At 62.4% G+C, this 25,609-nt stretch carries 34 protein-coding genes; 6 read left to right on the forward strand and 28 right to left on the reverse strand.

What is annotated here, in order from left to right:
* From C667_RS26160 to C667_RS07950, 11 genes are all read right to left on the reverse strand, one after another.
* The coding region (locus C667_RS26160) for a hypothetical protein (RefSeq protein ID WP_211207679.1) at positions 1-198 on the reverse strand (198 nt) is incomplete at its 3' end.
* Between the two features lie 79 nt (positions 199-277).
* Positions 278-730, reverse strand: a complete 453-nt coding sequence (locus tag C667_RS07905; RefSeq protein ID WP_004360123.1) for a phage virion morphogenesis protein — start codon at positions 728-730, stop codon at positions 278-280.
* Between the two features lie 11 nt (positions 731-741).
* Positions 742-1,344 carry a hypothetical protein gene (locus C667_RS07910; protein WP_004360125.1) on the reverse strand — a complete coding sequence of 201 codons (603 nt, stop codon included), beginning with the start codon at positions 1,342-1,344 and terminating at the stop codon, positions 742-744.
* 10 nt (positions 1,345-1,354) lie between these two features.
* Positions 1,355-2,362, reverse strand: a complete 1,008-nt coding sequence (locus C667_RS24345; RefSeq protein WP_157302248.1) for a hypothetical protein — start codon at positions 2,360-2,362, stop codon at positions 1,355-1,357.
* A gap of 60 nt (positions 2,363-2,422) precedes the next feature.
* On the reverse strand, positions 2,423-2,782 hold the full coding sequence (locus C667_RS07920) for a hypothetical protein (RefSeq protein ID WP_004360129.1): 360 nt from the start codon (positions 2,780-2,782) through the stop codon (positions 2,423-2,425).
* Positions 2,783-2,827: 45 nt separating this feature from the next.
* Entirely contained in the window at positions 2,828-3,259 is a 432-nt protein-coding gene (locus tag C667_RS07925; RefSeq protein ID WP_039921012.1) for a Mor transcription activator family protein, read from the reverse strand.
* A gap of 457 nt (positions 3,260-3,716) precedes the next feature.
* Positions 3,717-4,640 carry a hypothetical protein gene (locus tag C667_RS07930; protein WP_157302250.1) on the reverse strand — a complete coding sequence of 308 codons (924 nt, stop codon included), beginning with the start codon at positions 4,638-4,640 and terminating at the stop codon, positions 3,717-3,719.
* 79 nt (positions 4,641-4,719) lie between these two features.
* On the reverse strand, positions 4,720-4,944 hold the full coding sequence (locus C667_RS07935) for a hypothetical protein (protein ID WP_004360132.1): 225 nt from the start codon (positions 4,942-4,944) through the stop codon (positions 4,720-4,722).
* Entirely contained in the window at positions 4,941-5,573 is a 633-nt protein-coding gene (locus C667_RS07940; RefSeq protein ID WP_004360133.1) for a hypothetical protein, read from the reverse strand. Before C667_RS07940 ends, C667_RS07935 begins: the two co-directional genes overlap by 4 nt.
* Positions 5,573-6,400 carry a hypothetical protein gene (locus tag C667_RS07945; RefSeq protein WP_004360134.1) on the reverse strand — a complete coding sequence of 276 codons (828 nt, stop codon included), beginning with the start codon at positions 6,398-6,400 and terminating at the stop codon, positions 5,573-5,575. Before C667_RS07945 ends, C667_RS07940 begins: the two co-directional genes overlap by 1 nt.
* 440 nt (positions 6,401-6,840) lie before the next feature.
* Positions 6,841-7,122, reverse strand: a complete 282-nt coding sequence (locus tag C667_RS07950; RefSeq protein WP_004360135.1) for a hypothetical protein — start codon at positions 7,120-7,122, stop codon at positions 6,841-6,843.
* Positions 7,123-7,400: 278 nt separating this feature from the next.
* Between C667_RS07950 and C667_RS07955 the strand changes: the two genes are divergently transcribed.
* From C667_RS07955 to C667_RS07965, 3 genes are all read left to right on the forward strand, one after another.
* Complete coding sequence (locus C667_RS07955) at positions 7,401-7,742, forward strand: phage protein Gp27 family protein (protein ID WP_004360136.1); 342 nt, start codon at positions 7,401-7,403, stop codon at positions 7,740-7,742.
* Positions 7,743-7,919: 177 nt separating this feature from the next.
* Positions 7,920-8,132 (forward strand): hypothetical protein, encoded by a 213-nt coding sequence (locus C667_RS07960; protein ID WP_004359146.1) that lies wholly within the window; start codon positions 7,920-7,922, stop codon positions 8,130-8,132.
* A 188-nt stretch (positions 8,133-8,320) separates the two neighbouring features.
* A complete protein-coding gene (locus C667_RS07965; protein WP_004360137.1) occupies positions 8,321-8,608 on the forward strand; it encodes an addiction module antidote protein in 288 nt (95 codons plus the stop codon).
* A gap of 192 nt (positions 8,609-8,800) precedes the next feature.
* On the opposite strand, the gene C667_RS07970 is transcribed toward C667_RS07965, so the two are convergent.
* The 10 genes from C667_RS07970 to C667_RS08010 form a co-directional block, all read right to left on the reverse strand.
* Positions 8,801-11,860: a type I restriction endonuclease subunit R gene (locus C667_RS07970; RefSeq protein ID WP_004360139.1), complete on the reverse strand. Its 3,060-nt coding sequence runs from the start codon at positions 11,858-11,860 to the stop codon at positions 8,801-8,803.
* Between the two features lie 21 nt (positions 11,861-11,881).
* Complete coding sequence (locus tag C667_RS07975; RefSeq protein WP_039921020.1) at positions 11,882-12,184, reverse strand: DUF2442 domain-containing protein; 303 nt, start codon at positions 12,182-12,184, stop codon at positions 11,882-11,884.
* A gap of 5 nt (positions 12,185-12,189) precedes the next feature.
* The gene (locus C667_RS07980) at positions 12,190-12,447 is read right to left on the reverse strand and encodes a DUF4160 domain-containing protein (protein ID WP_004360141.1); all 258 of its coding nucleotides are present in this window, start codon (positions 12,445-12,447) and stop codon (positions 12,190-12,192) included.
* Between the two features lie 12 nt (positions 12,448-12,459).
* Positions 12,460-12,702, reverse strand: coding sequence for a DUF433 domain-containing protein (locus C667_RS07985; RefSeq protein ID WP_004360142.1), 243 nt, complete (start codon positions 12,700-12,702; stop codon positions 12,460-12,462).
* Between the two features lie 24 nt (positions 12,703-12,726).
* Positions 12,727-12,984, reverse strand: a complete 258-nt coding sequence (locus C667_RS07990) for a DUF2442 domain-containing protein (RefSeq protein WP_004360143.1) — start codon at positions 12,982-12,984, stop codon at positions 12,727-12,729.
* A complete protein-coding gene (locus tag C667_RS07995) occupies positions 12,981-13,259 on the reverse strand; it encodes a DUF2442 domain-containing protein (RefSeq protein WP_004360145.1) in 279 nt (92 codons plus the stop codon). The genes C667_RS07990 and C667_RS07995 overlap by 4 nt, the downstream gene beginning before the upstream one ends.
* Positions 13,260-13,275: 16 nt before the next feature.
* On the reverse strand, positions 13,276-13,389 hold the full coding sequence (locus tag C667_RS24930; RefSeq protein WP_004360147.1) for a DUF4160 domain-containing protein: 114 nt from the start codon (positions 13,387-13,389) through the stop codon (positions 13,276-13,278).
* Between the two features lie 12 nt (positions 13,390-13,401).
* Positions 13,402-14,415: a restriction endonuclease subunit S gene (locus C667_RS08000; RefSeq protein ID WP_083881290.1), complete on the reverse strand. Its 1,014-nt coding sequence runs from the start codon at positions 14,413-14,415 to the stop codon at positions 13,402-13,404.
* Positions 14,416-14,605: 190 nt separating this feature from the next.
* Positions 14,606-15,967 carry an IS1380 family transposase gene (locus tag C667_RS08005; RefSeq protein WP_004357889.1) on the reverse strand — a complete coding sequence of 454 codons (1,362 nt, stop codon included), beginning with the start codon at positions 15,965-15,967 and terminating at the stop codon, positions 14,606-14,608.
* A gap of 305 nt (positions 15,968-16,272) precedes the next feature.
* Positions 16,273-17,832 (reverse strand): type I restriction-modification system subunit M, encoded by a 1,560-nt coding sequence (locus C667_RS08010; RefSeq protein WP_004360151.1) that lies wholly within the window; start codon positions 17,830-17,832, stop codon positions 16,273-16,275.
* Between the two features lie 306 nt (positions 17,833-18,138).
* Between C667_RS08010 and C667_RS08015 the strand changes: the two genes are divergently transcribed.
* On the forward strand, positions 18,139-18,351 hold the full coding sequence (locus C667_RS08015) for a FitA-like ribbon-helix-helix domain-containing protein (RefSeq protein WP_004360153.1): 213 nt from the start codon (positions 18,139-18,141) through the stop codon (positions 18,349-18,351).
* Positions 18,351-18,761: a type II toxin-antitoxin system VapC family toxin gene (locus C667_RS08020; RefSeq protein WP_004360156.1), complete on the forward strand. Its 411-nt coding sequence runs from the start codon at positions 18,351-18,353 to the stop codon at positions 18,759-18,761. Before C667_RS08015 ends, C667_RS08020 begins: the two co-directional genes overlap by 1 nt.
* A gap of 303 nt (positions 18,762-19,064) precedes the next feature.
* Here the strand turns inward: C667_RS08020 and C667_RS08025 are convergent, their stop codons facing one another.
* Positions 19,065-19,838, reverse strand: coding sequence for a competence protein CoiA family protein (locus tag C667_RS08025; protein ID WP_039921016.1), 774 nt, complete (start codon positions 19,836-19,838; stop codon positions 19,065-19,067).
* Positions 19,831-20,061, reverse strand: a complete 231-nt coding sequence (locus tag C667_RS08030; RefSeq protein WP_004360159.1) for a hypothetical protein — start codon at positions 20,059-20,061, stop codon at positions 19,831-19,833. Before C667_RS08030 ends, C667_RS08025 begins: the two co-directional genes overlap by 8 nt.
* Before the next feature lie 131 nt (positions 20,062-20,192).
* Between C667_RS08030 and C667_RS08035 the strand changes: the two genes are divergently transcribed.
* The gene (locus tag C667_RS08035; protein WP_039921021.1) at positions 20,193-21,269 is read left to right on the forward strand and encodes a hypothetical protein; all 1,077 of its coding nucleotides are present in this window, start codon (positions 20,193-20,195) and stop codon (positions 21,267-21,269) included.
* A 290-nt stretch (positions 21,270-21,559) separates the two neighbouring features.
* Here C667_RS08035 and C667_RS08040 read toward each other — a convergent pair whose 3' ends face one another.
* The 5 genes from C667_RS08040 to C667_RS24940 are packed head-to-tail and all read right to left on the reverse strand — an operon-like array spanning position 21,560 to position 25,304.
* A complete protein-coding gene (locus C667_RS08040; protein WP_051174646.1) occupies positions 21,560-22,174 on the reverse strand; it encodes an HhH-GDP family DNA glycosylase in 615 nt (204 codons plus the stop codon).
* Between the two features lie 31 nt (positions 22,175-22,205).
* Positions 22,206-22,769: a hypothetical protein gene (locus C667_RS25660; RefSeq protein WP_157302252.1), complete on the reverse strand. Its 564-nt coding sequence runs from the start codon at positions 22,767-22,769 to the stop codon at positions 22,206-22,208.
* A gap of 14 nt (positions 22,770-22,783) precedes the next feature.
* Positions 22,784-23,725, reverse strand: coding sequence for a CBASS oligonucleotide cyclase (locus C667_RS24935; protein WP_004360167.1), 942 nt, complete (start codon positions 23,723-23,725; stop codon positions 22,784-22,786).
* Positions 23,725-24,699, reverse strand: a complete 975-nt coding sequence (locus C667_RS08045; RefSeq protein WP_004360169.1) for a hypothetical protein — start codon at positions 24,697-24,699, stop codon at positions 23,725-23,727. Before C667_RS08045 ends, C667_RS24935 begins: the two co-directional genes overlap by 1 nt.
* Positions 24,693-25,304, reverse strand: a complete 612-nt coding sequence (locus C667_RS24940; RefSeq protein WP_211207680.1) for a 7-cyano-7-deazaguanine synthase — start codon at positions 25,302-25,304, stop codon at positions 24,693-24,695. The genes C667_RS08045 and C667_RS24940 overlap by 7 nt, the downstream gene beginning before the upstream one ends.
* Between the last annotated feature and the right edge of the window lie 305 nt (positions 25,305-25,609).

Consider the following 25,609-nt stretch of genomic DNA (forward strand, 5'->3'; position numbering starts at 1 on the left):
CGCCTGGTCCATCACGCCGAGATCATCGCCCTCAAGGGCCCGTCCTGGCGCCACAAGGAAGCCCAGGAGCGCGCCGCCACCAACTGAAGCCGCGCGCGATAAATGAACGCGATTCTGCGCGATAAATGCAATCGACGTTTTTTGAATTAGCGGAAAGGAAATTCCGCTACAGGAAAGGCAGTAGGCGGTAAAGGCCACCTTACCGACGCCGGTTCAGGCGTCCGGCGCTGCGACAAGTGGTCTGCGCAGTTGGCATGCCCTACATGCACGTGGACCGCTACAGCGTTGCGGCCTTGAGGTAGTCGGAGACCAGCTCGAGGATCGACTCACGGTCATCGCGCCCAAGCTCTCGGGTGTCGGGGTCATCAAACAGCAAGCCGCGGCGGGGCATCGTCTTGGTGCCGAACTCATGCCAGGCCGCGTAATCCCTATCGAACCCAACAAGCACCGAGTCGCCGCGGACAGTATGACTTCGACCATCCAGCAGGTCGCCGTAGCGGTCAAGCAGGCTGCCGTGCGCGTCCTTGGGATACGTCGCCTTCGTGCTCTCGGACCACGGTGCCCAGCTGCGCCCGCCCGGATCGGTTCGAGTTTCAAAGCGGTCGCTGATGCGGTTCTCCATCAGTTGCCCGATCCTATCCAACAGAGGGGCATGATCGCTGATGCGCTGGCCGACCTGGACGAGGTAGTCGGTGATGGACTTGGTGTCGACGGTGATCGTGAGCGGCATGGAGCCCCCCGTCAGGAGACTTGCCCGACAAGCCGATCGATCTCCGCTTTCAGCTCCTCGCGTCGGGCAAGCAAATCGTCACGTTCACGCACCAGGACCGCTGCCAATACCCGACGCTCCGAGACAGGGACCGCATCTTCGTTCCCCCACTTGTCGCCGAGGTGCTTCTTCACGTTGGAAAGGATCAGAGCGCACACCTGATCAGGAAACAGGGCGCACAGCAGTGGCGCGCTGTAATCCCCACTGGAGAGCATCTTCACCATGTCGCCCGGAAGCACATTGTCGCCCCGCTCAAAGTCCGCCCAAGGCCGCTTGTTGAAAGGCTCCGGCCGTTCGCCGTATCCAGAGGGCGCCAAGAGCCGCGTCGGTAAGAGCGGAGAGACGAACCGTTCCCCTTTCTTGGCGATATAAGCCCTCAGGAAGCCGCCCCAGTCATCAAGCGAAACGGGCGCATTCTCCAACGCTTCGATTTGCCCTCGAACTTCCCGCAAACGTGCATCGACGCCATCCACGTCGGCACGAAGTGCCGACAGCGCCGCGCCAACTTGATTGACCGCGCGATCCAGTTCCCGCCGCATTTCCTTGCCCATCTCAAACTCCTTTTCTTGGCTCATCGGGCGAGGCTCAACGGGCCGCCCCGAAATCGATATCACGAAGCCCAGCGATCGCAGGTTGATTTGCACCGAGGAACCCTACGTGCCGCAGATACCACGCGCCGAGGTTCGGGTTCCCTCGCTCGCCGGGCCGATAGAACGCGGCGCTTCGCTTCTTGAAACGACCCGCCTTCAGGCTCTCCGCGAACTTGGGGTTCACCTGCTTGACCCGCATCATCAGCTTCCCGTCGGGCGTAGCCTGAAGGGCGTCAACCCATCCCTGGCTCGGTGCGTCCATCTCGGGATGGCCCTCGACAAGCGGGGCCTCGCGCACCTGGGGGCGATAACCGGCGGCGATAGCCATCACATCCGCCGGAGTGAAGGTGATCGACTCGCCCGATGTCGTGGCATGGGTTCCGGCCTTGAAGATCTCGATCCACTGGCCTTCCAGTGCGGATACGGGGTCCGTCTCGTAGTTCAACGGGCCCGACTCGGCAAAAACGACCGCCCCCGAGGGCGCCGCGCCGAAGCCGGGGCCGTACCCGTCCGCGCCATCGGTCACGCGCATCAGCGCCTCTTCGTAGCGCACGCCGTGCCGGAATGCGTAGTGCTGCGCGCGGGCATCGAGTTCGACATCCGCAAGACCACTTGTAGGCGAGGAGAACCCCACCGCCGGCAACGCTTGCTCGGCTACCACCCGCCCCAGCGCGGCGGCGAAGCTAACCCGACGCTCTACCGCGAGTTGCTTCGCTCTCACCACCATCTCCGCTTCGTCCGACACGGCCGGTGCACTGAAGCGTGCCCGCCCTTTCGCAGCGGCCAAATCAGCCGCGGCAGACATGGCTTCCGAGTAGCTCAACCCATGCTTCAGCGCCATCTCTCTGGCCTGGCGATCAAGCTCGAAGTCCTCGATCGTGCTGAAGCTCGCCGCGCTCTGTTCCCGCGCCAGCTCGCCCACCGCCGAGAGCGCTTGCGCGTAGCTGACCCCATGATCGAGCGCATAGTCCCTTGCCTGCCGGTCTACCTCGAAATCATCCACGTTCCTTCCCCCCTTCATCTTCCTTGGCTCTGCTCATCTCGCCGGCCATACCACCACGGCTCACGGGTGGTGATGCATCAGGACCATCACCTCGATCAAGTCCCCCGCGCGAGCGGCGTCTTGCATCGCGCGCCCGCAGTGGTTGTGCATCGTCCCTGGCACCGCACGCCCGGAACCATCCCTCGACGGCTTCACGTACTCGCCGAACTTCACCTTGGCGCCGGCCTCGACCATTGCCGAATAACCCGTGACCACTTGCACCAGTCGGACGCCATACGAGTCGCCAAGGCTCACGCCGCAGCTATCCATCGTGTTGCTCTCGCCGGTTGCATGCGTCCCCTTGAACGATATGAATCGGTGCGCCCGAACACTGGGCGCGACGAGCTGGATTGTGTGCTCGATCTCAGGCTTGCCGTTCATCGCTTTCTCCGTTCATCGCTTTCTCCGTTCATCGCTTGCCGGCGGCTATTGCGCAGAGCGATCGGTGTTCGCCTTCTTTACCGGCTGCCGGCCTTCAGCTTTTCTGCCTTCCTCGACAAGAATCCTGATCCGCCGCTCGGTCAGCTTGTAGGTCTTCACCAGCTGGGGATACGAGGCGCCGGCAAGGAACGCCGCCAGAATCTCTGCATTGCGCCGCGCGAGGTGTTCCGGCGGATTGATGGGAAAGTACGCGACACTCCCGCCAAACTCGGCGCACACGTTGGACACGAACTGATCGGCGATCTTCTTCAGGGTCTCGCTGGGTGTCATCGGGAAGTCCTCCGACAACTCGCTCAACAAGATGCAGTGCAGCCGCATGAGCACGCCGTCTTCCGAGCTGTCAATTCTTCGCATCGCCACCCCCCAACGTGAAACCGTTAACTGGAACGGCTTCATATTCGAAGAAGCGGGCAGCATGGGCTTTTGAAGCGCTTCAATGTTTGTCGAATACCCCTCGCGCGCGCGGAGAGCGCGACCTGCCGCATCAAATTGATGCGGCAGGTATCCGATGCCCCTCGCGCGCGCGGAGAGCGCGAGCCGACAGACGCCAACTCAAATTGATTTGGCGTCTGTCGGCGCCGGGCGCGCGGACTCCACAGAATTGCGGCGTCCGAACGCCGGATCGGGCCTCGGACCTTGCGCTGCGGACGGTGGGCTCAAGCGCCGCCGTTCTGAGCAAGCTATGAACGGCCGCCGAAGCCCCGCAGGCCGTTTTATAAAACCGTGAGCGCCTCAGGAGCGCCCGTAGCAGGGCACGGCTACCCGCGCACCCGGAAAACAGCTTGTGGGGGCCGTATTCCCGAAGCGCGCCCACGGCACCCCGAAAACAAAACCGCCCTTGCGGGCGGTTTCTCGGATACCGGGGCAGACAGTCTCAACTCACTGCGCCTCCTGTGTTGTTCACGTCGCCCTTGGTTTCGTCGCCCGCCTCGTAGATCCACTCGAATTCATTGTCACGAAGCTCTCGCACGTCCGGGATCGCGAACTCCTCGCGCAAGCCGTCGAGCACGATGCTTATCTCGCCGAAAAGCCCCGCCAAGAACATACGGTTGTCGACGCCTGCGCTCGCCCTGGCTTCTTGAAGCTCCATGACCGCGCGCCGAAGCGGGCCATCGATCGTTCCGCGCACCACCATAGAACTTTGTTCGGCATCCTTCCGCGCCTTCACCACCTTCTCTTCGAGCGTCTCCAGTGTCCGCCGGAATAGCTTCTCTTGCAGGGCGTCGCGCTCCCGATTGCGCTCGGCAAGAAGCTCCTCCTTCGCACGGCACTCGCCCTGCAAATCCTCGACCTGGCGCGTAATCTCTTCCTTCTCGCGGGCATGCTTGGCAGCCAGCTCCTGGAGAAGATCCAGCACTTCATCCCGGCTTTGCGCTTCTTCCACTGCGCGACGGATCAGCTCCTGCTCGGGCGCCGCCAAAGAGCGGATGGCCTTGTAGTCGATATTGCGCAGGCCGAGGCGCTCGGTCTGCTCGTAGAGATCAGGGCCGAGCGTGCGCAGATTTTGCGAAAGGTCCAAGCAGCGCCGGTAGGACTTGCCAAGCTTAGCCTCGCAAAATTCTTCGATAGACGCGACGCGTCGCGTATTTCCGTTTTCATCGAGGTACGGCAACCCCTTGTATTTCCCGGAGTTGCGCATGTTTTCGAAGATCTGCGCGGTCGCAACATCCGCGACGCGTCGCGTAAATTCCAGCGCCTCAAGCTGGCCGATCTGGCGCAGCGGCTCCTCGTAGTCGATCACGAACTTGAGGGCCATCTCCTCATCACGCATCTCCGTCAGTCCCTGCCCGGTCTGCACGTCTCGCGCCGGGTCCAGAATCTCAGTCTGGATGGTGGGCTTGGGCTTCCTGCCTCGTGTCATTTTGTGCCTCTGGTGATTACCTGCCGTCGATTCTACCGACACCCGCGCTGACCACCATGTAGCGCAGTCCGTCATCCCCGACCTGGCGGCGAAACACCAGCGCCGGGCGCGGCGCAGCAGGTCTCGCCGCTTGCCACGCCCGCCACACCCGCCCGGCCAACTGCACCAGGCGAGCCGATCGGCTGCGCCGCCCCTGCGCGCGGATGAAGGCCCCGCGCTCTGTATTGGCGAGGTCCATCATACCGGCGCCCTCCCGCTGGCTTCGAGCGCGGCGGTGGCCTTGCGGATAACTCGCTTGGCCTTGCGCGCCACCTTCTCCGCCCCCGGCTCCTGCACCCACGCATAGCACTCGCCGCCCTCCATGATCGGCGCCTCCGTCACCACCAGCCCGCGCGCTTCGAGCGCGGCACGGAACCCTGCCCACTGCGGCGCATACTCCGGGTGCTCGCTCGCCAGCGCATAGACCAGACCCGCCGCCCGCTCGACCTCCACAAGCGGCACCGCCGGCCCGGCGATCACCGCGAAGGCGGCGATGATCGTGCGCAGGTGCTTGCCTTCGTCGATCCGCTGCTTGAAAGCCCGCTGCATCTCGAGGTGGAACCGGTCCAGTTGATCGAAGGGCTCGTCCGGGCGGTCCACTGCCTCTTGCGCCATCTTGATCAGGTCGAGCACATCGCTCCTGTAACGCGTGATCGCGTTGTCCTCGCTGTAGATCAGCCGATCGAGCGCCCGCAAGCACGTCGAGACGCGGCTCAACGTGTCTTCGATGTGGTAGGCGAGGTTCTTGAAGTCGACCGTGGTGGCGAGGTCCATGGCAGCGGCGGCTTCTCGGAAGCCCTGAGCATCGACGATGGTATTGAGCTTGTTCATCACACACCCCCTTCCGGGTAGTAGTGGCGCTCGAACAAGGTCTTCCACCGGCGCGCCATGGCCGATTGCGGCCGGCGGGCGCTCAGCGTATCCAGCATGACTTCGAAGTGATCGCAGAGGTCTTCGATCGCGTCGTCGTCCGCATGCTGATGCAGCGTGGTGAACAGCGCGTGGCAGTAGGCTTCGCGATCCGCCATCGCCGCAGCATCGCGCGCAGGCAAAGGGCGGGCGAGCGGCGCCGAGGGGGCGGGCAGCCAGCTCGGGTCAGGCGCGACCTCGGCGCCGTCGTCTGGCACGGCTTCGGGTGCCGTCGCGGCAGGGTTCAGCTTGATCAGCAGCTCGCGCGGCATGCGCTCATGCCCGAGGCCGACTTCCTGCAGCTCGCCGTCGTCCCAGCAGATGCAGGCCGATCCGTCGGGATAGACCTTCACCACAGTTCCGCTTCGAAAATCATGGGGGCAGACGACGAGATCGCCTTTCTTCAGGGGGTGAAGCGGCGCCGTGGGCGCAGGCTCGGCATCGCTCTGCGGAACCTCCTCGGGCCGGTTAGCCGGCGCGGCATCGGGCACCGTCGCATCATGGTCGAGCCTGATCAGCAGCTCGCGCGGCATGCGCTCATGCCCGAGGCCGGCTTCCTGCGGCTCGCCATCGTCCCAGCAGATGCAGGCCGATCCGTCGGGGTAGACCCACACCACCCGGCCAGGGCGGCGGGCATGAAGCGATTCAACGCGGTCGCCTGCGGCAAGGGTGTCGTGTTGTGGTGCTGCGGAGTGGGTGGCTGTGCTGCGAAGCGCCGCGGTGCTCGCGGGCGTGGCGATGATGATCATGGTGCTTGCTCCAGTTGCGGTTTGAACCGCCAACCCGACTTCCGATCGGGCGGGCGACCGTGACGGGAGTCGGAAGTACCGGTGGAGCACCGGCGAGCCTTTCGGCTCCTCCCGCCCGGCCGCCCATAACTGGACACACCAAGGCACGAAAAAGCCGCCAGGCAAACGCACTGCAGCTCATCGCCGCTCCACTCGGGACTTCCGATCCCGGTCGCCGGTTGTTTGCCAGCGACGAGCGGAGCATTACACAGGCCGGCGCGAATTTCAATACGTTTTCGCTGCGGAAAACTCGACTCCTGCACCGCCGGAGCGGCGTGCATTCTATCCGCCGGCCGCGCCAGGGGCACGCATCCCCCCCTGCTCGACCGGCTGACAGCGCACTTCTGCGCCGTCAGCGTGCCCGCTGGGATTGCCTGGGGCGACACGCCTTCACACCGAGATCACCCCCGCCGCCAGTCCGCCCACGCCTGGGCTGCCCGCTGCTCCCGAAAGCGCCGAGCCGCGGACAGCTCCTTGCACAGCCATTCCAGCGTATGCCGCGCCTCGGCATCGATCTGCGGCGCGCCCGGCCACCGCTTGGCGCACAGGGATCGTTCCATCGTCTCCAACTCGGCGCCGCACTGCATCTCCATGGTCGCCGCCAAGTACAGCCAGGCCTGCGCCAGGGCATTGACTTGGGCTTCGAGCGTCTGGATGCGAACCGCTGTCTTCGTGGTGCTCATGGCCGTCTCCGGTGTGTGGTCGGTACGGCCAGCCTAGGCCCGAAAACGGCGGTTTCTTCGGCTCCAATGGGCGATTTGTTTCGACGCGCGCCGGGCTGTGAGGCTCGAACGCTCAGCTCAATTTTGGGCCGAGCATCGGCCCGCCGCGGTGCCTATTTCCAAGCCCCGCCGGCCTCTCCGGCGCCAAGCGCGTGAAGCCCTTTCATTGTGACGTTCCCGGATGGGGCCGTAGCCTCTGGCATGCCGCCATCCCGGCCGCAGCCAATGAGGAGAACGTCATGCCACGCCCCCGCTTCTTTGTAATGCTGCCCCCGGACCGCCAGGGCCAGGTCGACGCCCTGATCCGACGCTACGGCTACGTGTGCATCAACCAGGTGCGCGAGGAACTCGCCTCGATCGGGGTTACGGTCTCGCGGAGCGCCTTGCATCGGCACGCGAAGCGCCTTCAAGCCGCCGACCTGCAATCGCCCCAGCGTTTGGCCGAGACAGTCGTCATCGTCCTGAACGCATCGTCGGACGCGCCGATCGCCGTCCGTACATCCGCATCCGCCGAGACCGTCATCAGCGCGGTCGGCGCCCTCGGTTTGCCTGCCTCGGTGGGCCGCGCTGCCCCTACCTGAGCCACCCGAATTCCTGCCGCTCGGCAACTTTCGCGACAGAAAAGACTTTTGTCTGCCGTATCCCGCTATTTCCAGGCGGGTACCACTATTTCCGGGAATTATCGCGCTCGGTCCCCTCCAAATATCTCACTCGATCACAACCAACGCCCGCAAACGCAAATCCGCACGGAGTCCCGCATGAAGACCGACCACCCGCCGTCCGGGCTGCTGCGCGGCCTGGACCTGCTCATCGACGCCGACTGGACGCCCGAGCAGGCCCGGGCCGTGATCGAGCTGCTCGACGATCTGCGCGAGCGCATCTGGGCGCACTACGAGCTCGCCCTGTTCGAGCACTACCGCCAGGACCGCCTCACGCAGGCCGAGCTGCCGTTCGACGATCCGTCGTTCTGATCGAGCCCCGCCCCCCAGCACAACGAGGGCCGACGCGCGCGGCCCTCGTGCCGTTTACGGCGCCGCCGGCGCCCACTCGACGACGCCGTTTAACGACGCCAGATTTGTGCGGAATCAGGGAGCCGGCAACAACATCAAACGTGCCATCGAGATCGGAGATGGCGCGGGCTTTGGACAAGGAGTGAACGATGGTCAAGACCGCCACCTTTGATGCTGCCGATTACCTGAACGACGAGGAAACCATCGCGGAGTATCTGACGGCCGCCCTGGAAGACCCAAACCCTGATGTGTTTCTCGCTGCCGTCCGCGACGTAGCGCGCGCCCGCGGCATGGCGCAACTCGCCAAGGATGCGGGTCTTGGCCGTGAGAGCCTGTACAAGGCGCTCACGCCCGGCGCGAAGCCTCGCTATGACACAGTGCTCAAGCTGCTTCATGCTCTGGGCGTCAAGATCTCCGCAACGCCAGTCAATTCTTGAGACTTGCGCTAGCGTCGGCCACCGCGCCCGAGCAATCGATCGACAGAACCGCCTGCAGTCTCCCTCCGAGCTTCAATCTCTGACGGTCGAACGTCAGGTGACCAGCGCGTTGCTGCCTGATTTCGCTGATCAGGCCACCGACACTTCAGGCCGAGTCTCCGCCATCAACAAAACCCGAAGCGCAGATCCGCGTTAAAGCGCCGCAACCCCCACCCCCTGATACACACTCAGCCCCGCCCCAAAGTAGTTCTCGTAAATGTGCGCGTAGGTCTTCGCCCGCTTCTCCTTCTTCACCTCGTCCTTCTCCTTCTCGGTCAGCGCGGGTTCGGGCTGGGTCAGGAGGTCGAAGATGGCCAGCTCTTCCTCGCTCAGGTTCTCGCGGGTGGCCCGCTGTTCCTCCTGGGTCAGGTTCTGGGCGAAGTGCATCAGCTCCTTGAAGAAGGCCTCCAGGTTGTGGCTGGATGAGTTGTAGGACTCGATCAGCTTCTGGAACTTCTCCAGGAAGTCGATCCGGCCCTTGTTCTCGCGGACCATCGTGTCCAGCTTCTTCTCGATCTGCCCCTTCAGTTTCTCGGTTTCGGTGGCCTTCCTGCCTTCCTCGAACTTCTGCTGCAGGGCGGCGAAGTCGATCTGCGACAGGTCGATCAGGGCCTCGGCTGCCGGTCGCGCGCCGATGCGGTAGCCCTCGGTGGCGATGGAGTCGTCGAGCAGGGCATCCAGGTCGTTCATCACCCCGGCGATGTCGGGTGGCGGACGCAGGGCCTTGATCATCGCCCCGAGATAGGCGACCAGCACCGAGGTCGGCGCGTGGGCGTTGGCTTCCGCGTCGGGGAGGATGGCCTTGAAGGTCCGGGCGACCTGACCGGCGAGCAGCAGGTAGGCCTTGGTCTTGTCCTCCCCGGCTTCGAGGATCACGTCCATGGCCTTCTGCAGGGCTTCCAGGCGCTGTGCGGGCGGGGTGTTCACGATCCCGCTCAGGTCGATCCCGAAGCGGGTGCACAAGGATTGCGCGTCTCGCAGCAGCCCTTCGAGTTGCTCGACCAGCGCCGCCTTGTCCTTGATCGGCAGCTGCCCGGGCTGGTTGGGCTTGGCGTAGATGCGCAGGGCGTCCTGGAGGTTACGGAAGATGCCCACGTAATCGACGATGAGGCCGGCGGTCTTGCCCGGTGCGACGCGGTTCGCCCTGGCGATGGTCTGCATCAGGGTGTGGTTACGCATCGGCTTGTCGAGGTAGAGCGTGGAGCAGGTCGGCACGTCGAAGCCGGTGATCCACATCGCGCAGACGAAGACCAGCCGCAGTTGGCCATCGGGATCCTTGAACTGCTCGTCCAGGTGCTCGCCGACCATGCGCTGGCGGTGCGGGACGATGTCGAGGCCCTTTTCCTTCAGCTCCTCGATCTCGTTCTGCGACTGCGACACCACCACGGCCATGTCGGTGGTGCGCATCACCATGATCTTGTCGGCGAGCGTCTCCCGGGCGTCTCCGCTGGCGGTCTTGCGTTGCGCTTCCAGCTCGGCCAAGTGCTTCTTCCAGTGCGCCTGCACCTTGTCGTACATCCGCACCGCCGTGGCCTTGTCGATGCAGACCATCATGGCCTTGCCGCGGTAGCCGCGACCGAGGAAGTGCTTGACCAGATCGGCGGCGATGGTCTCCAGGCGGTCGTCGCGGGTGATCAGGTGGTATTCGCGGGCGAACTCCCGCTCCAGCTTCTTCTCCTGCTCCTCGTCGAGTTCCGCCTCTTCCAGCAGGCGCTCGATGTCGCGGTTGAGGTGGTCGTTGATGATCTGCAGCTCGGGGCTGCGGTTCTCGTAGTACAGCGGCACCGTGGCGCCGTCCTCTATGGAGCGGGCGAAGTCGTACACCGACACATAGTCGCCGAACACCTCGCGGGTGCGCTCTTCTTCGCCTGCGATCAGCGGGGTGCCGGTGAAGCCGAGGAAGGCGGCATTGGGCAGGGCGTTGCGCATGTTGAGCGCGAACACGTCGTACTGGCTGCGGTGCGCCTCGTCGGTGATGACGATGATGTCGTCCCGCTCGGAGATCTTCGGGTAGGCCTCGCCCTTGTCGGTGCGGAATTTCTGGATCAGGCTGAAGACGTAGCGGTGGTCCTCACGCAGCAATGCCTTGAGGTTCTCGGCGCTGGTGGCCTGCACCTCGGCCCCGGTGATCGCCCCGGTGGCGGTGAAGGTCTTGTAGATCTGGTCGTCGAGCTCGGCCCGGTCGGTGACCATCACGAAGGTCCACTTGCCGGGGAGCTTCCTCAGCACCTTCTGGGTGAAGAACACCATCGACAGGCTCTTGCCGCTGCCCTGGGTGTGCCAGAACACGCCGAGCTTCTTCGCCGCCTCGCGGTCGCCGGATTCGCGCAGCTTCACCATCTGCGCGAGGGCCTTGTTCACGCCGAGGTACTGGTGGTTCTTGGCCACCTTCTTGATCAGCCCGCCCCGCGCCGTCTCGAACACGGTGAAGTTCTCGACGAGGTCGAGCAGCCGCCGCTTGTCGCACAGGCCCCGGATCGCGGTCTCCAGTGAGGTCGAACCCGCCTCGGTCTCGTCGTCGATCCGCCGCCACTCGAAGAAGTGCTCCCACGGGCTGGTCAGCGTGCCGACGCGGGTCTGCGAACCGTTCGACAGGAGGATGAAGGCGTTGGGGTGGAAGAGCTGCGGGATGCTCTGGCCCTTGTAGTCCTTCAGGTTGTCGTCGTAGGCCGACTTCAGCGGCACATGCGGCCCCTTCAGCTCGACGAAGACCAGCGGGATGCCATTGACGAAGCCGAGCAGATCGCAGCGGCGCTTGTACATCTCGCCCGACACCCACATCTGCTGGGCGAGGAAGAAGTCGTTGTTGTCCGGGGCGGTCCAGTCGATGACCGACAGCTCGACCGTCTGCGGGCTGCCCTCGTCGTCGGCGATCTCCACCTTCACCCGGTCGCGCAGCAGCTTGTAGAAGGCCTGGTTGGCATTCACCGGGATCTGCTTGGAGCGGTCCTCGGCGAGTTGTTCGATGGCCTGATCGTAGGCCGTCGCCGGGTAGCCGGGGTTGATGCGCTCCAGCGCCCGCCGCAAGCGCGGCACCAGGATGACCTCGGCGGACGACTTGCGGCCTTCGGTGCCGTCGACGCCGAAGGTTTCGTCGTAGAGGTTGGCGACCTCCCACCCCAGGGAAGCGAAACAGTCCATCGCGGGCAACTCGACGAGAACGAGTTCGCCGTAGGTGGCGGTGACTTCGCGGGCGGTGAGGAGGGTGGTCATGGGGGGGGGCCAGGCGTCCCTTCAGTGGGACACGGATTCCGCCATATAACCCCAGTTCGCAAACGTCCGCTGCAACTCCGGGCGATCGCGGAAGGCAAGGAAGTAGACATACTCTGGCGCCAGATCCGCGCCATTCGGCCAGACGATGGTTTTCAACTCCGGATCGACGCACAGCGCCTTGAAGAGCGCCTGATCGAGCAAGGGCGCGAACATCGGCCCCTGCAGCGCAGGCAGCAAGTCTGCCTGACCGCTCTCACCGTTGTCGAAACGGACCGCCACGACGTAGTCGTGAAGCGGACGGGCATCGGTAATGTGCAGGAACATCGTCATCACTCCAGCGGTTCTATGGGTTTTGGCATCTCGGCACGGCGGCAGAGTTCCCAGTTCTCCATCAGTTCGGTTTGGTGCTGGTCATACCACTCCAATACAAGCCGAAGGGCACGCTTCGGGAAAGCCCCGCTGACGACCCCGGTCAGGATATCGACGGTGATCTCGTATTCGCCGTAGCGCGCATGGAAATGAGGCGGCGCATGATCGTTCCAGTACATGGAGATCAGGATGCCGAGAAAGCGACTGATAATCGGCATGGGGAGATCCTCTCAGCTTGCTTGCCGGAGCGCGTGATTCGACGCCTTGTCGGCAAGTCTGGCCGCAAAGTGCAGGCACGCCCGGATGTCTGCAGGCTCCAGGTCAGGAAAGTCGGCCAGCATCTCTTCCTCCTCGACGCCCTGAGCCAACATTTCGAGCACATCCGCGACGCGGACTCTCATGCCACGAATGCAGGGGTGAGCACCGCACTGTCTGGAGTTGAAGGTGATGCGTTGCTCGAGGTCGGTATTCATGAGTGGGCATTCCTTGCAGGAAGGTCAGCGAAAAGTCTCTGCTGCTTCGATGCTGCACTGTTCGCGTACCCGCGCCGGCGACAGGCCCAGGCCATTGGGCCAGCACAGGGCGCCGGCGTCGATGAAGGCACGGCCAAAATACGCCGGATCGCGCAGCGCTTCCAGCAATGGGCCGGCGCACTGCAGCAGCGTCCTGCCCTCGAACACGCCCCGGCGGCCGTCGGAGAAGCGCAGCCGGAGCTGGAAGTCGCTCGCGGGTTCGATGTGAACGAGCTTGATCATGCTGTGCCCTGCATGTTCCGGGCAGGATCGCACGGTGTCGCAGTCGGGTCGCTGCGCAGATACAGGGTATCCGGGCTGAAGTCCTGACCTCCCGGCCATTCCACATGACCGCCCACGACGCGAACCCGGTCGAAGTAATCGGGGTCGCGAAGCTGCGTGAAAATGCCTTTGTCCAGATAGGCGGAAGCGTCGAAGAGCCGCTGCTCGCCGTTGCTGAAGCCGAGCAGCAACCTGGCCTGGGGAAGGGGTTTGACGGTGGCGATGCGCGGTGACATGGACAGACTCCTCACTTCAACGGGTCGATTCTGAACAACTCTCGACATGGAAATGCGGCTCGTGATGACGATCGGTATCGAAGAAATACATGCGGATGATCAGGCCGAAAAACATCGAGATGACGGGCATGTCGATATCTCCTCACACGGTCGGTTCGGACAGGGTGGAGACGTCGAGCTCGCCGGAGATCAGCTTGGGGAGCAGGAGGTCGCGGGTGACGCGGAGGTTGGCGTTCTTTACCGCGAGCAGCCGTAACTGCTTGAAGATCGGGCCACAGAGTTCGACAAAACGGCCCAAGACAACCTTGCTGGGGACCAAGAAGTGCAACGAGTACGCCTGATTGCGATTGAGCCCAGGAACTGCCGCGTCGTTATTGATGAAGTTCTGTCGCTTCAGGTTGAAGAACACATAGTGCAACGGAAGCTCGGTTCGTACGAAGTAGACGGTATCAATGGGATAAAAAGATACGTCACACCAGTGAACGCTTCCAACATTGCCTTTTCGGCCAACGATGATGCCAGGCCCGTTTACCAAGGAGGTGTCGTGAGAGCCAACAACCCCACTGGAACCGTAAACAGGATACGGACCTGGCTTCCGCTCCTCGGCCTTCAATGCCTTCCCGTAAGCAAGCTCTACGACGTCGCCAAGCCTCCTGAGCTTCCACCCCTCCGGGATCAACCCCAGTTCCGACTCCACCATCTTCACCTGTTCATGCCCCGGAAAACGGAAGCGGACGAACCACTCCTCGTAGATTCTCCGGGCCATTTCCTCAAGGATGGCGATCCGTCGCGTGTTGTTTTCGATCAGGTCGTCGTAGGCGGACAGGATGGAGGCGATGCGGCGCTGGGTCTGAAGGTCTGGCAATCTGATGGGAAAGTCAGGAAAGCTGGACAGTGGGATGCGTTCAACCGTTGCACCCGACAGGGTGTTGGCGGCGACGACAGCTCGCCACTCCGGACCGAAGAAGTAGTAGTGAAGCCAGCGCGTGTTGACCGCCGCCGGATTGGGTCGAATCAAAGCGAGGCGGCGACCGAGACATCCTCTGAAGCCGTTCGGAACGATTGCATATCGATTCAGCGTTGCCTCATAGGTGAAAACAATATCCTGAATCCGTGTTGTCTTCAGCGCGTACCCGCTCCGCGAGCCCCAGCGCATGATTTTTCTGCTGCCTGACTCCCAATCTCAGCTCACCGCAGCCCCGAGCACCGTCCTTTCACGGCCCGGAGGCCCGGCGAGCCGGGCTTACGGGGGGTGCGCTACGTCATTTTCCTGCTCCCACGCGGCCGTCGCCCTTTCGCCGCAGCGAAATGGCCTCGATTCGGAGAATTCGGCCGTCGGATTTGCATCACGGCGAAGCCACCGCGCACAGTCGCGCCTGCACCGTGGTGAACACCTTCACATGCGCGGCGACGCCGCGTCCGAAGTCCAGCACCAGGCGGCGGGCGTGTTCGACGAACTTCGCCGCACGGTACATCACCTCCTGCAGCACTGTCTTGATGCGTCGGCGCTTGGCCGGGTGACGGATCGGCGAGAGCTCGCCGGTCAGCCCGAGTTGGCCGATCAGGCGCAGGCAGTTGTAGGCGAACGCGGCCAGATGCATGACCGCGTCGTTGGTGTCGAACTTGCCCGAGGGCAGGCGCTCGAGGTCCAGGTCGGTCTTGATCTCGGAGTGGAACTGCTCGTGCGTGCCGTGGTGCTTGTAGAGCTCGATCACGTCGGCCATCGCCACTTCGAGGCTGGTCCACCAGCCTTCGATCTCGATCTCGGGGGTCAGCAGGTGCTGGCCCTTCTTGTCGATCGTGCGCTCGGTCACCCGCACCACCAGACGCAGCGTGCGCTTGGCCTTCTTCCAGGCACGGTCGATCTTCAGGTCCAGCAGCCCCACCCGCTTGCCCGCGCGCACTTCCTCGAAGACGCCGGCGGCCTCGGCCCGGTCCACCCAGGCGGTCTTGTCCTGACGGCGCGGATTCCACTTGGTGAGGTAGTCGAACGAACGCCCCAGCGCTGCCCAGCGATCGCGCTCGTCGGCCAGCGCGAACAGCAGCCGGGCGCTGTCGAAGCCGCTGTCGGCCCGCCACAGCAGCTTCGCATCGGCCGCACACACCCGGCGCAGGCGCGGGAACGCGCGCTCGAAGAAATACTCGGTCTCCAGCGCCGAGTGGTGCGACCCCGCGCGCAGCTCCAGGCCGAGGTTCCAGCCCTCGTTGCCCAGGTACAGCGCGATCGGCGTGTAGCCATCGACGCCCTGGTAAGTGCGGCTGACCGCCTCCTTCTTGGTGTCGGAGTTGTCCATCACGAAGGTGTCCAGATCGGCGCAGACGTAGCCCTTGTGCGCCGTGATCGGCGCCTCGGTGCGCTCGAGCAGGCGCAGGCTCAGCTCGTCGGTCAGCTCGCGCAGCTCGGCCGCGCGGGCATCGAGCCGTTGGCGCATCCACACGCTGCCGGGCACCTTGGCGAGCCCGAGCGCTTCCTTGAAGAAGCGGTCGCCGCGAAACGGCTCGATCGCCTCGAAGTCGCTTTTGCCCAGGCTCAGCAGCCCCACCACCGACTTGACCAGGTCCGAGCTCCGCATACCCTGCGACACCGGCAGCCTCGGGTCGATCACCGCCTCGACCTGTGCCGCCTGGCAGCACTGCCCGATCAACGCCAGGCCCGAGTAGGACGTCAGATTGAGCTTGGCGGATTGCTTGACTTCGAAGCGCGGCATGGTCGGTTGGGTGAAAGGCTCGGATGCGTAATTATACAATTACATCAATGCGTTAGGCTGGATTTCCGGCTAAGCGAACACGGATTCAGGAATATCTCCTGGCTGAGGGAGGACTCGCTTTGTCCATCTCGGAAACTCGTCCTCCGAAATCCGTTTGGTTTGTGCGAGATCGAGATGACCGTCTTCCGTGATGTTCCCAATTCCAAGAAAGACGGGCCCCTCGTCGGACGGCTTTGGTGTCGCGTGGGGACCATCAAACAGACCGCGATACGCCGCACGTATAGGAGCTATGGGCCAAGCCTTACTCATGCAGCCCCCAGCAACGCCGTCATGTTCGTGTTGATGCGCTCCTGAAGATCACCCGCTTCAGCATTCAGCGCTTCAAGCTCCTCATGCAGTTCCTCGAGCCTCTCGACGAAATCGAAGTCTGCGGCAATCGCACTGGCAACCCCCACATACCGCCCCGGATTCAAACTCCACCCCTGCGCTTCTATCTCCGCCAGCGTCGCCACCTTGCACACCCCGGCGATGTTCCGATACCCCCCCTCCGGAAACTGCTGCCGGAGCATCTCCTGGCTTCCCGCCTCGGTCTCCACCGCCTCGCCGCGCCACAGCCGCACGATGTTGGCCAGGAACTCGATCTGCTCGGGCAGGAAGTCGCGGATCGCCCGGCTCACCTGCCGGTAGGTGGCGCGCGCATCGATGAACAGCACCTCGTCCTTGCGCTCGCCCTTGGCCTTCGCCTTGTCGAAGAACCATAGGGTGCACGGCAGGGTGACGGTGTAGAAGAAGTTGGAGCCGACCGAGACGATCACATCCACGCCGCCGGTCTGGATCAGCTTCTTGCGGATCTCCAGCTCGGTGCCGCGCGCATCGCCCGACGAGTTGGCCATGACGAAACCGGCACGGCCGCGCTCGTTCAGCGCGCTGTAGAAGTGCTGGATCCACAGGTAGTTGGCGTTGTCGGTGGTCGGGATGCCGAACGGGAAGCGGGGGTCGTCCTTCACCCGCTCCTTGTCCACGCCCGAGACGTTGAACGGCGGATTCGCCATCACGAAGTCGAACCTGCCGGTGTTGCCGACGACGGCCTTGTGCGGGTCTTCGTAGTAGGTGTTCGATTCGCGGATGTCGCCCGAGAGGCCATGCACGGCGAGGTTCATCTTGGCGAGCTTGACGGTGTCGTTGGCCTTCTCGGTGCCGAACACGGTCAGCTCCTCGGCGGCCCGTTTCTGGTGGCGGGTGACGAACTGTGCGCTCTGCACGAACATGCCGCCCGAGCCGCAGGCGGGGTCGAAGATCTTGCCGTGGAAGGGTTCGATGATCTCGACGATCAGCTTGACGATGCTGGTCGGGGTGTAGAACACGCCGCCCTTCTGGCCTTCGGCCAGGGCGAACTTGCCGAGGAAGTATTCGTAGATCTTGCCGAAGGCGTCGCCCTCGACTTCGCCCAGCCCGTTCAGCACCCGCAGCAGCTCGACCAGCACGGTGTTGGGGAGCCGCCCGTAGGAGCGCGGCAGCACGCCCTTGAGCTCCTCGTTCTCGGCCTCGACCGCCGCCATGGCTTCGTTGACCGCCTTGCCCAGATCCTGGCCCTCCGCGAGGTCGAGCAGGTAGGAGAAGCGGGCGTTGTCGGGCAGAAAAAGCGCGCCTTCGGCCTGGTAGTCGATCTTCTCGATCTCGGCGGCGTCGAGCCCGCTCTCGATCATCCGCGCCTCGGCCTCGTGGAATCTTTTCTCCGCGTAGCGCAGGAAGATCAGGCCGAGGACGGGGTTGGAGAACTCCGAGGGCTTCAGGCCGGTGTTGGCCCAGAGCTGGTCTGCTGCCGCCCATAGGCGGGTTTCGAGCTGGTTGAGGTCGAGGGACATTTCGCGGTCGGTTTGGGCTGATGGCGTGATTGTACCGGCTCTGGCTGAAGGCACTTGTCATGGCCTGGATGCCCCTGTCGGCCGGCTCGGATTTAACGAGGGCAGGCGCCCCGCTGGATGCCGCACCTGCCGCCCGACCTCGTCACTGCCTGCGATGCCGTGTGGGCAGCCGATCTGGCATTCCGTTGGGCGGTGTCTCACACGCAGTAGCGAGTCAAGGTGGGTCGTTCGGCGTCAGGATTTCCGTGATTGCAATGATTGCACTTTTGACTAGAATGCAAGCACTGCAATCATCTGGAGCGTGCGATGGCGACCAATCTTGTCGTTCGCAACATCGAGCCTTCGGTCGCACAGGCCTTGCGAGAGGCGGCGGCGCGGCACGGGCGAAGTGCTGAAGCGGAGCATCGGGAAATCCTCCGGGCGGCGCTCGCCCAACCGGCACGCCGATCCTTCAAGGAAGTGCTGGCTTCAATGCCCGACGTCGGGGCCGACGAAGACTTCAACTTCAGGCAGGCCTGATGTACCTGCTCGACACCAAGGTCATCAGCGAACTACGCAAAGGTGGGCGCGCCAATCACGGTGTGACGGCTTTTTTCGCGACATTGGCGGCGGAGGATATCTACCTGTCGGTGGTGACCATCGGTGAGATTCGCCGAGGGCTGGAGAATGTTCGCGCGCGAGGAGACCGCGAGCAGGCGGGGCGTCTCGAAGCCTGGCTGGACAAGGTCGTCACCGACTTTTCCGACCGAATTCTCGAGTTCGACCTCGACTGCGCACAGGTCTGGGGCAAGCTCATGTCGCCCCATCCACAGCACCCCATCGACAAACAGATTGCGGCCATTGCGCTGATCTACGACCTGACCGTCGTCACGCGCAATACGGACGATTTCGTCTCGAGCGGCGTGCGCAGCCTCAATCCCTTCAGATAGGGTGGATGGCCCTTGGTCGGCCGCCGAAGTGGATGGCCGCTGTAGGTTCTCACATACGGTGAAATGGTTCCACCGACAGCGGCGCCGGAAATTTCACCCTTCAATGAGAACCCCCCACCAATCGATTCTCGAATACGGTGAAAGGATCCTGATTTTCTCGCATAAACGATGATACGGCCAAGCTTTCTGGCGGCCGGAGGGGGGTGCAGGGCGAGGAGCCGCAGGCTTGGCGTGTTCTCTGATGGGTCGCGCCCGCCGATGGTGCCGCATGTTCTCGACCAGTCGTAGCTCGCCGCCCTGCGTCTATTTCTCGGTGGACCGCCGCGCATCCAGTTCCTGGATGAGCTGAGCCCGCGCGACGGGATCACGTGGCACCAGCCCATACCAAGGATCGAATACGAGCAACGTGCCTTCGAAGGGGGCGTAGATGCGGGACGTCCGTGTGCTGGTGACGGGTGCTGCGGGCTTGGTCTGAGTTTGCGTCTCAGGTGTAGTTGTTCGCCACTCCTTCTCCGCTGCTGGCTCTGGCAGATGGAGCCAGCGCCGAATCGCAGGATCGTGAACGAGACGATCGGTAAGCTGCTCGATCGTCCAACCCAGGCGCTTGCGCCGATAGGCCGTCGAGAGGTCAAGCTCGATGGTCGGGATCCCTTTGCGAACGATCGCGTCGAGCTTTTCGGGGCCGCATCGATGCGTTACGGTCACCTCGACATGCAGGGTCATCGACTCGGAGCAGAGCACCACGTCGGGGCGCCGGCCGGGCCAGTACATTTCATCCGGTAGCGCGGCGTTCCGAAAGACTGTCGGGGTGTCCCGTCCGGGTTCGACGAGGCGACGCTCGTCCGCCACGATCTGCTTGGCCATCCAATGGAGCGCGGTTTCGGCGCCGGTGGTGCAGCTCTCTCCTTGGTGCGCGAAGTGATGCACGCGCACGGGACCTTTTTTGGCGACGAGTGGGCGTCCGCATCCGGGACACACGCAGTTGCAGGCGAGTCCCTGCTCCACCTCGTCGATGCCACGCATCCGACCTGCGTGGTCGAGCCCGAAGTCCAAGCCGTGAAGCATCCGTTCAGACATGGTCTGCCTCCGCTTCGAGCTCGCTCACGACGGCCGCGCGGAACTGACGGAAGACGATCCAGTTGTTGTACTCGCTGTTCCAGTGGCCACGATTGCGGCAGATGGGTTCGACGAGCGCACGCACGTGCTCGGCGGGCCGGTGGTAAACAGCGAGATCGCCAGAGCGGAGCGAGCGGAGTTCGACGCGCTCGCCGGCGATGTGTAGAACGAGGGTTTCCAGCATGACCTTCTCCTGGGTTGAACGGAGAGGTCAGGTTAGGTACGCAAACCCGCGTGGTTGCTGGACCCGGACGGTCTGAAACCGGTTGGCGGACGGTTCGCTGCTAGAATCCCGTCATGTCTGCCGGGAGCCTCATGAGCGATCTTTCCGATACCCCTCAGTGCGAAGGCGCGTGCCCATTGTCAGAGCGTGTCCGGTTCGCGCAGTGGTTTCCAATGCTCCTTGATCGTGACCGCAGCGGTGACTACCGGGAGGTGTTCTGGGACTTGTTGCGCGCGCTGCTGACCCAGTACCAGGGCGACGGCAAGGACGGCATCGAGCCGAGATCGCTCAGCACTCAGGAGCTTTGGCGCTGGACGCTCGAGGAGCGCGGCGAGCCAGTCGATGGCCTGACCAGCGACAAGGCGCGCAAGCGGGTGAACGAGCACTGGCCTGGGGTGGAGGAGGCGTTCGCCGAGTTGCAGGGACGCTTCACCGACGCTGCGCGGAAGAAGGGCTTCAGCGGGCTTCTGTGGCCGACCAAGGACAAGTCGGAGGGCGGGCGCTCGTCGACCTATCGTCTCGAATGGCGTCCTTTCGGGGCGAGCACCGCGCTCCCCATCTTGCCAGCGGACTATGAGAAGCAGCCTTTTGTGCTGCGGTACCGCGAGGACCGGTCGAGCCTGAGGTTCTCGCTTTTCGGGCGGCTGTTTCTGTGGCCGCTGCTGTTCCGCCGCCACGGAGAGGCGAGCATGCGCATCGATGGCGTGCGGCGCTATGTCCCGGCGGTCGGTCTGGGGTTGATGATCCTCCTGGCGGGGCTGCCGGTCGTTATTGCATTGTTGCAACTGGGCAAGGGCGTGCTCGAGTGGGGATGGATCGCCGTCGCTGCCGTCTTCTTCTGGTTTCCGCTCCGGCCCCTGATGCGGCTCTACGATCGATTCATCATCATGGCCTCGCCGCTTTTCTATCCGTTCTCGGAGAAGGAGTGCCAGGTCGAGCTGGTCCGGGACCCTGAAGCCGCTGTGCTTCCAGGGCGGTCGCGTGGCTACAACCTGCGCCTGGTGCGGTATGTGGCGGATTGCCCGCTTTGTGGCGGCAACGTGTCGCTACGGGATGGCGGGCTCGGCCAGTTCAACCGGCTGGTCGGGTGCTGCGACGAGGAGCCTGGGGAGCACGTTTTCAGTTTTGATCGGAAGCTGCGGGCGGGTTACTGGCTCCAAGGCCGGTAGCGACGGCAAGTCGGCCGAAACGGTCATTCGACCAACAATCCGGCTTTGGCTGCTCTGTAGTGCTTAGCTGCCGCTGAACATCGAACATCACCAACGGGCAGCCTCGATCCGCCGAACTCACACTCCCGACACATTGCAACCGCTCAGCGCCCGATGCCAACTTCAGTAGTGCTGCGGGAGCAACACTTCCCCAGCAAAGCTGTTCGGCGGCCGTTCATCGCGGTCCAATCATTCAATGGGCCAGCGAGGCACTCTGTCGGGCGTTCCCCAGTTGCCCGCCAGAGCAATAATTACGCGAACGAATCGTGCAATTGCTGAGGGTTGTCGGCGATGTAGCGCCAGACGATGAGATCGACAACCTTTGCTTGCTCGCCGGTGGTAGCAGCAAGCTCCCGACAGAGGTCATCGGCACTGCGAAAGCCGAGGCGCTCAGACACACGCACTAGGTGACGATCAGGCTTCGCAATATCGAGGCCCAGATTCTTCGCGAGATGCCTGCTGGTAACAGGCCCAATGAACGGCAACACCTGGAGTCGGTTAATCGGATCAGCCAGCACCGACCGCTTGAATTCCTCGAAACCGATATTGTTGATGTACCTTGCAGTGGACAAGATGGCCCGTAACTTGAGCCGGTTGGCGAACGTCAAAGCAGCCGTTGTGCAGCAAATCTCGCCAGCCGAGACGATAGCGTCAGCGGACTCCCAATCGCAGAAGCAAAGCGAAACGTGGTTGAAGACCCGGCGGACCGCTGACTCTCGAAAGCCGGAGCACAGCGCAACCCAAGCGTGTTCTCGCAGCAGCTCGCTTTCGGTGAATTCAGTGAAGTCTGCATCTCGCTGCCAGACTACTTCACCTGACAGTCCTGCTTGCTCCACATAGCTACAGGCCCTGGAAAAGAAGTTCATGGCAGCAGTCAAGTCGGCTCTCATGGCTCAGCTAGTTATCTGCTTTGAAGGTGTCGCGCCACCATAGTCGCACTCGCAGCCACATCAGAGACGTAGCTGGGCGATCGTCCAGTAACTTACTCAGTGCGACCTTCACAAGATGCCGCTGCTTCTGGTTTAGAAACTCTGATTCGGGAATTTGGACGCCGACAGAGGCTGCCATGTCATATCTTGAGAAGACGCGTTGGCAGGCGTCATGATTATATTCGCCCGCCGACAGTAAATAGCCCGCTTCACGCTTTACTTCGGCGTAAACATCCAATGTCCTTTTATGTGCGTCCGATCGCCCTTTCCAGTCAGTCTTCATTTGAATCAGCGTCAGGAAGAAGACGCCAGTGCCAAGCACCCCAACCCAAATTTGGCTGTCCCACCCGAAGGGCGTCAATGTTCCGTTTAGTTTCGGTTCGACGAATGCGAGCGCTACGAGCCATGTGGACACTCCAAGTGTGAAAAGGTCGATGGCAAAGGCGAGCTTTGCGTATCGGTCGCGCAGAGCTGCGTGCCCGGTACAAAGCATGTCTGAGACCCGACAGATTCGAGTCAGTTCGTCCTTCATGGCTTCTTCGACACTCATGGCTCCAACCCGAATAGTGCTTTCCACTGCGCCACAGATCCCGCTGCAGTTGCATTGCGCATGCGTCGGGCTAGGCGCCCGAGTAAGTGGCTTGCCGCTTGACGTTCAGGGCTGTTGGCCGGGCCTAGATAGCTATCCACATGCACGGACTGGCCTGTGCTGTCCTTCATTGGGGAGAGGACCAGGTCACGAGCGCGATCGAAGAAGGTCGGCAGCATCGCGGAGGTTGTCTTTTCGCCTGCATAGCTTCGAAACGCTGCAATCGCCAAGCTCTCCATGTGATAACCGCTCAGGCGCTGACCTTCAGGTAGCTCGCCATTGATGGCCTTGGCGAGCTTGATTGTAGGCACCAGCTTGCCTCCACAGGCGGCGTTACGGGCGCTTAGAACATCCCGAAATGCCATCGGATTGATTTGAGACCAAGCATCACGTCGTGACGAAGGGACATGAAGATGTCCGTCAGCGCCCCTTATCGCCGGCAGGAGTTGAACGACCATCCCGTCTCCATAGTCCACTGTCACTGCCATTTGTCCGTGCGTGACCGTGGCAGACGCAGGCATGGCCGCCTTAATGATGGTGGTCATCTTCTCAAGCGCACGCTGGGGGCTATGGTTCTCAAGGTCAGAGTCGTTGAGAAGAATAAGCGAGTCTATATCGCTCAGTCCATCGACATATGTATGCTTGGCAACTGAGCCGCCAAAAAGCGAGTCAAACGTCCCCTCAATCTCGTCCTGCAACGCGGCGCGAATGTCACTAAGGCGCTCTCGGACCGCTTGCGCATCCCTGCTGTTGTACGCACCAAGTAGTTCCGACAAGGTGCCAGCCAGTTCGACCTCGAATTGCTTAACCGATGAGTCGTCTTCGGCCTTGCGAACTGCGTCTCTCAGTTCCTCTGGGCTCCTGTACCTGAAGGTAGATCCGCCACCGCTGCCGCCCATTACTGATCTCCCAATGCCTCAAGCGCGCTCTGCAATGAGGTCTTGAACATGTCGCCGTGATACTTGAATGAGCTGAAGTCCTCTGATGCCAAGAATCTCCGCATCTCCAACTGCAGCTCATTCATGTAGTAGTAGTTCTGATGCCAGCATCGAGCGTCTACCATATGTGCCTTGGTCGTGACGCCAAGTCGCAGGGCGCCGAAGTTGTGTTTGTAGATCGTCACCCCCTCATGGAATGCGAACCGCAGCCACGTCAAGCCGTCAAAGATATCGGCTCCAGAGAGAAAGTACATGGGAGTTGAAATCGTATCCAGACTGCCGAAGACGTGGATCGGGATTTCGATTCCTGCAGCCGTCAGGGCCCGTCTCAACTTGGCAATGTTCTTCATCCGGTCCACGAGAGAGTTGCCGATCTCTTTCTCGGTGACGCCAATGATGTCGAAGTCGGCAAGGCGATGAACATGCCGCAGCAAGTCGTCGACATGCAGCTGGGTCTGAGACTCCTTCTCGGGCTTGAGCAGCAGCTCTCGCAGAACGTCGGTGCGTCCAGGCGCCATAGTTCGCCCGCGCTCAATCTGCTCGGCGAACCCGACGCGTGCCTTGGGATGGTCGTAGCTAATCAGTACGCTGGGGACTGGTGACTGCCACTTCGCAAGAACGCCTTCGTGCATCTCCTTCGTCCAGGGCTTTGGGTTATGCTCCCGGTCCCCGAGGTCGGAGAGTTCGGCATCCTTTGATGCTTCGTACCCGCCGCTGTCGAGAAAGATCAAGGAGGGAAAGTCAATAGGGGGGCGTACCTTGCCGTAATGAATGTCGTACGCACTGACAAGAGTGACGCCTTCGATCAACTCCGAACAGGACTCGATAATCTTGTGAACGTCGGGAAAGCCCTTGCTAGAAAACGAAGGCACGAGCAGAGGAGTGCGCTCGACCTCAATCCCATTTAGCTTCAGTGACCGGCGTTTCGCTAGCATTGCAGCGCCTTTCTGTCCTGACACGATGCGCACCTTCCACAGGTGGGCGCGCCGCCGTACTCACAGCTATATGTCATCTCGATGGGCAAGCCTGCGTGGATGAAATAGTCGTACACCTCGCGCTTAGTCCATTCAATGAACGGCGCGACCACTCGGACGGCATTGTCGGTGTATTCGGCGACGGAGCGATTGATCGTATCGACAAAAGCCGGCGAGCAATCGTAGTACGGCGTCCCCGCGTGCAGCCCGAGCGCGATTCGACTTGATCGTGCTCGGGTTGCCAATATCGCGGAAAAGACAAGGAAAGCGTTGCGGCCGACAAGTTCGCCGCAACCAAATGGAGCGGCGCCCGTAAGGGCTAATTCTTGAACTTGAATTTCGAGCGCGATAGCAAGTGACCGCACCGCGCTGCGCTCAAAATCGGCGGCAGCTTGGCCATGGTCCACGAAGACCGCTGATACCTCAAGGCCTTGGTCGATAAGGAACGCCGCACATGCAGCGGAATCAATTCCGCCACTCATCAATACGGTCGCATGTCTACTTCTTTCCATCCCTGAAGCCCCCTCCCTGCGACCATGGCTGGTTTTGATGTGGATAGCGGCCATTCTAGCTTGTTGGCATTAACGACCGCAAAGGCCGACCAGTTGTCGTTGCAGCTACCGACCAGGGGGCGCCGCGTCCCGTATGTCTACGGGATGATTAGGGTCCCCGCTCAAGACCAGCGAACATAGAGTTGAGCACTGCGAGGGGTGATCTCGTAGACCTCCACGCTCACCTGCCCCTCGAGAACTCGAACTTCGCTATCGATACCCGAACCCCGGCAAGCCTTCCAAGCTCATCCCAATGCTATCGAGATGAATAGGTTCGCTTCGGTCGACATCGGTGAACTGCCACTGCCGCGGCCCGCAGC

This window comes from Thauera phenylacetica B4P, assembly GCF_000310225.1.
Classification (GTDB): domain Bacteria; phylum Pseudomonadota; class Gammaproteobacteria; order Burkholderiales; family Rhodocyclaceae; genus Thauera; species Thauera phenylacetica.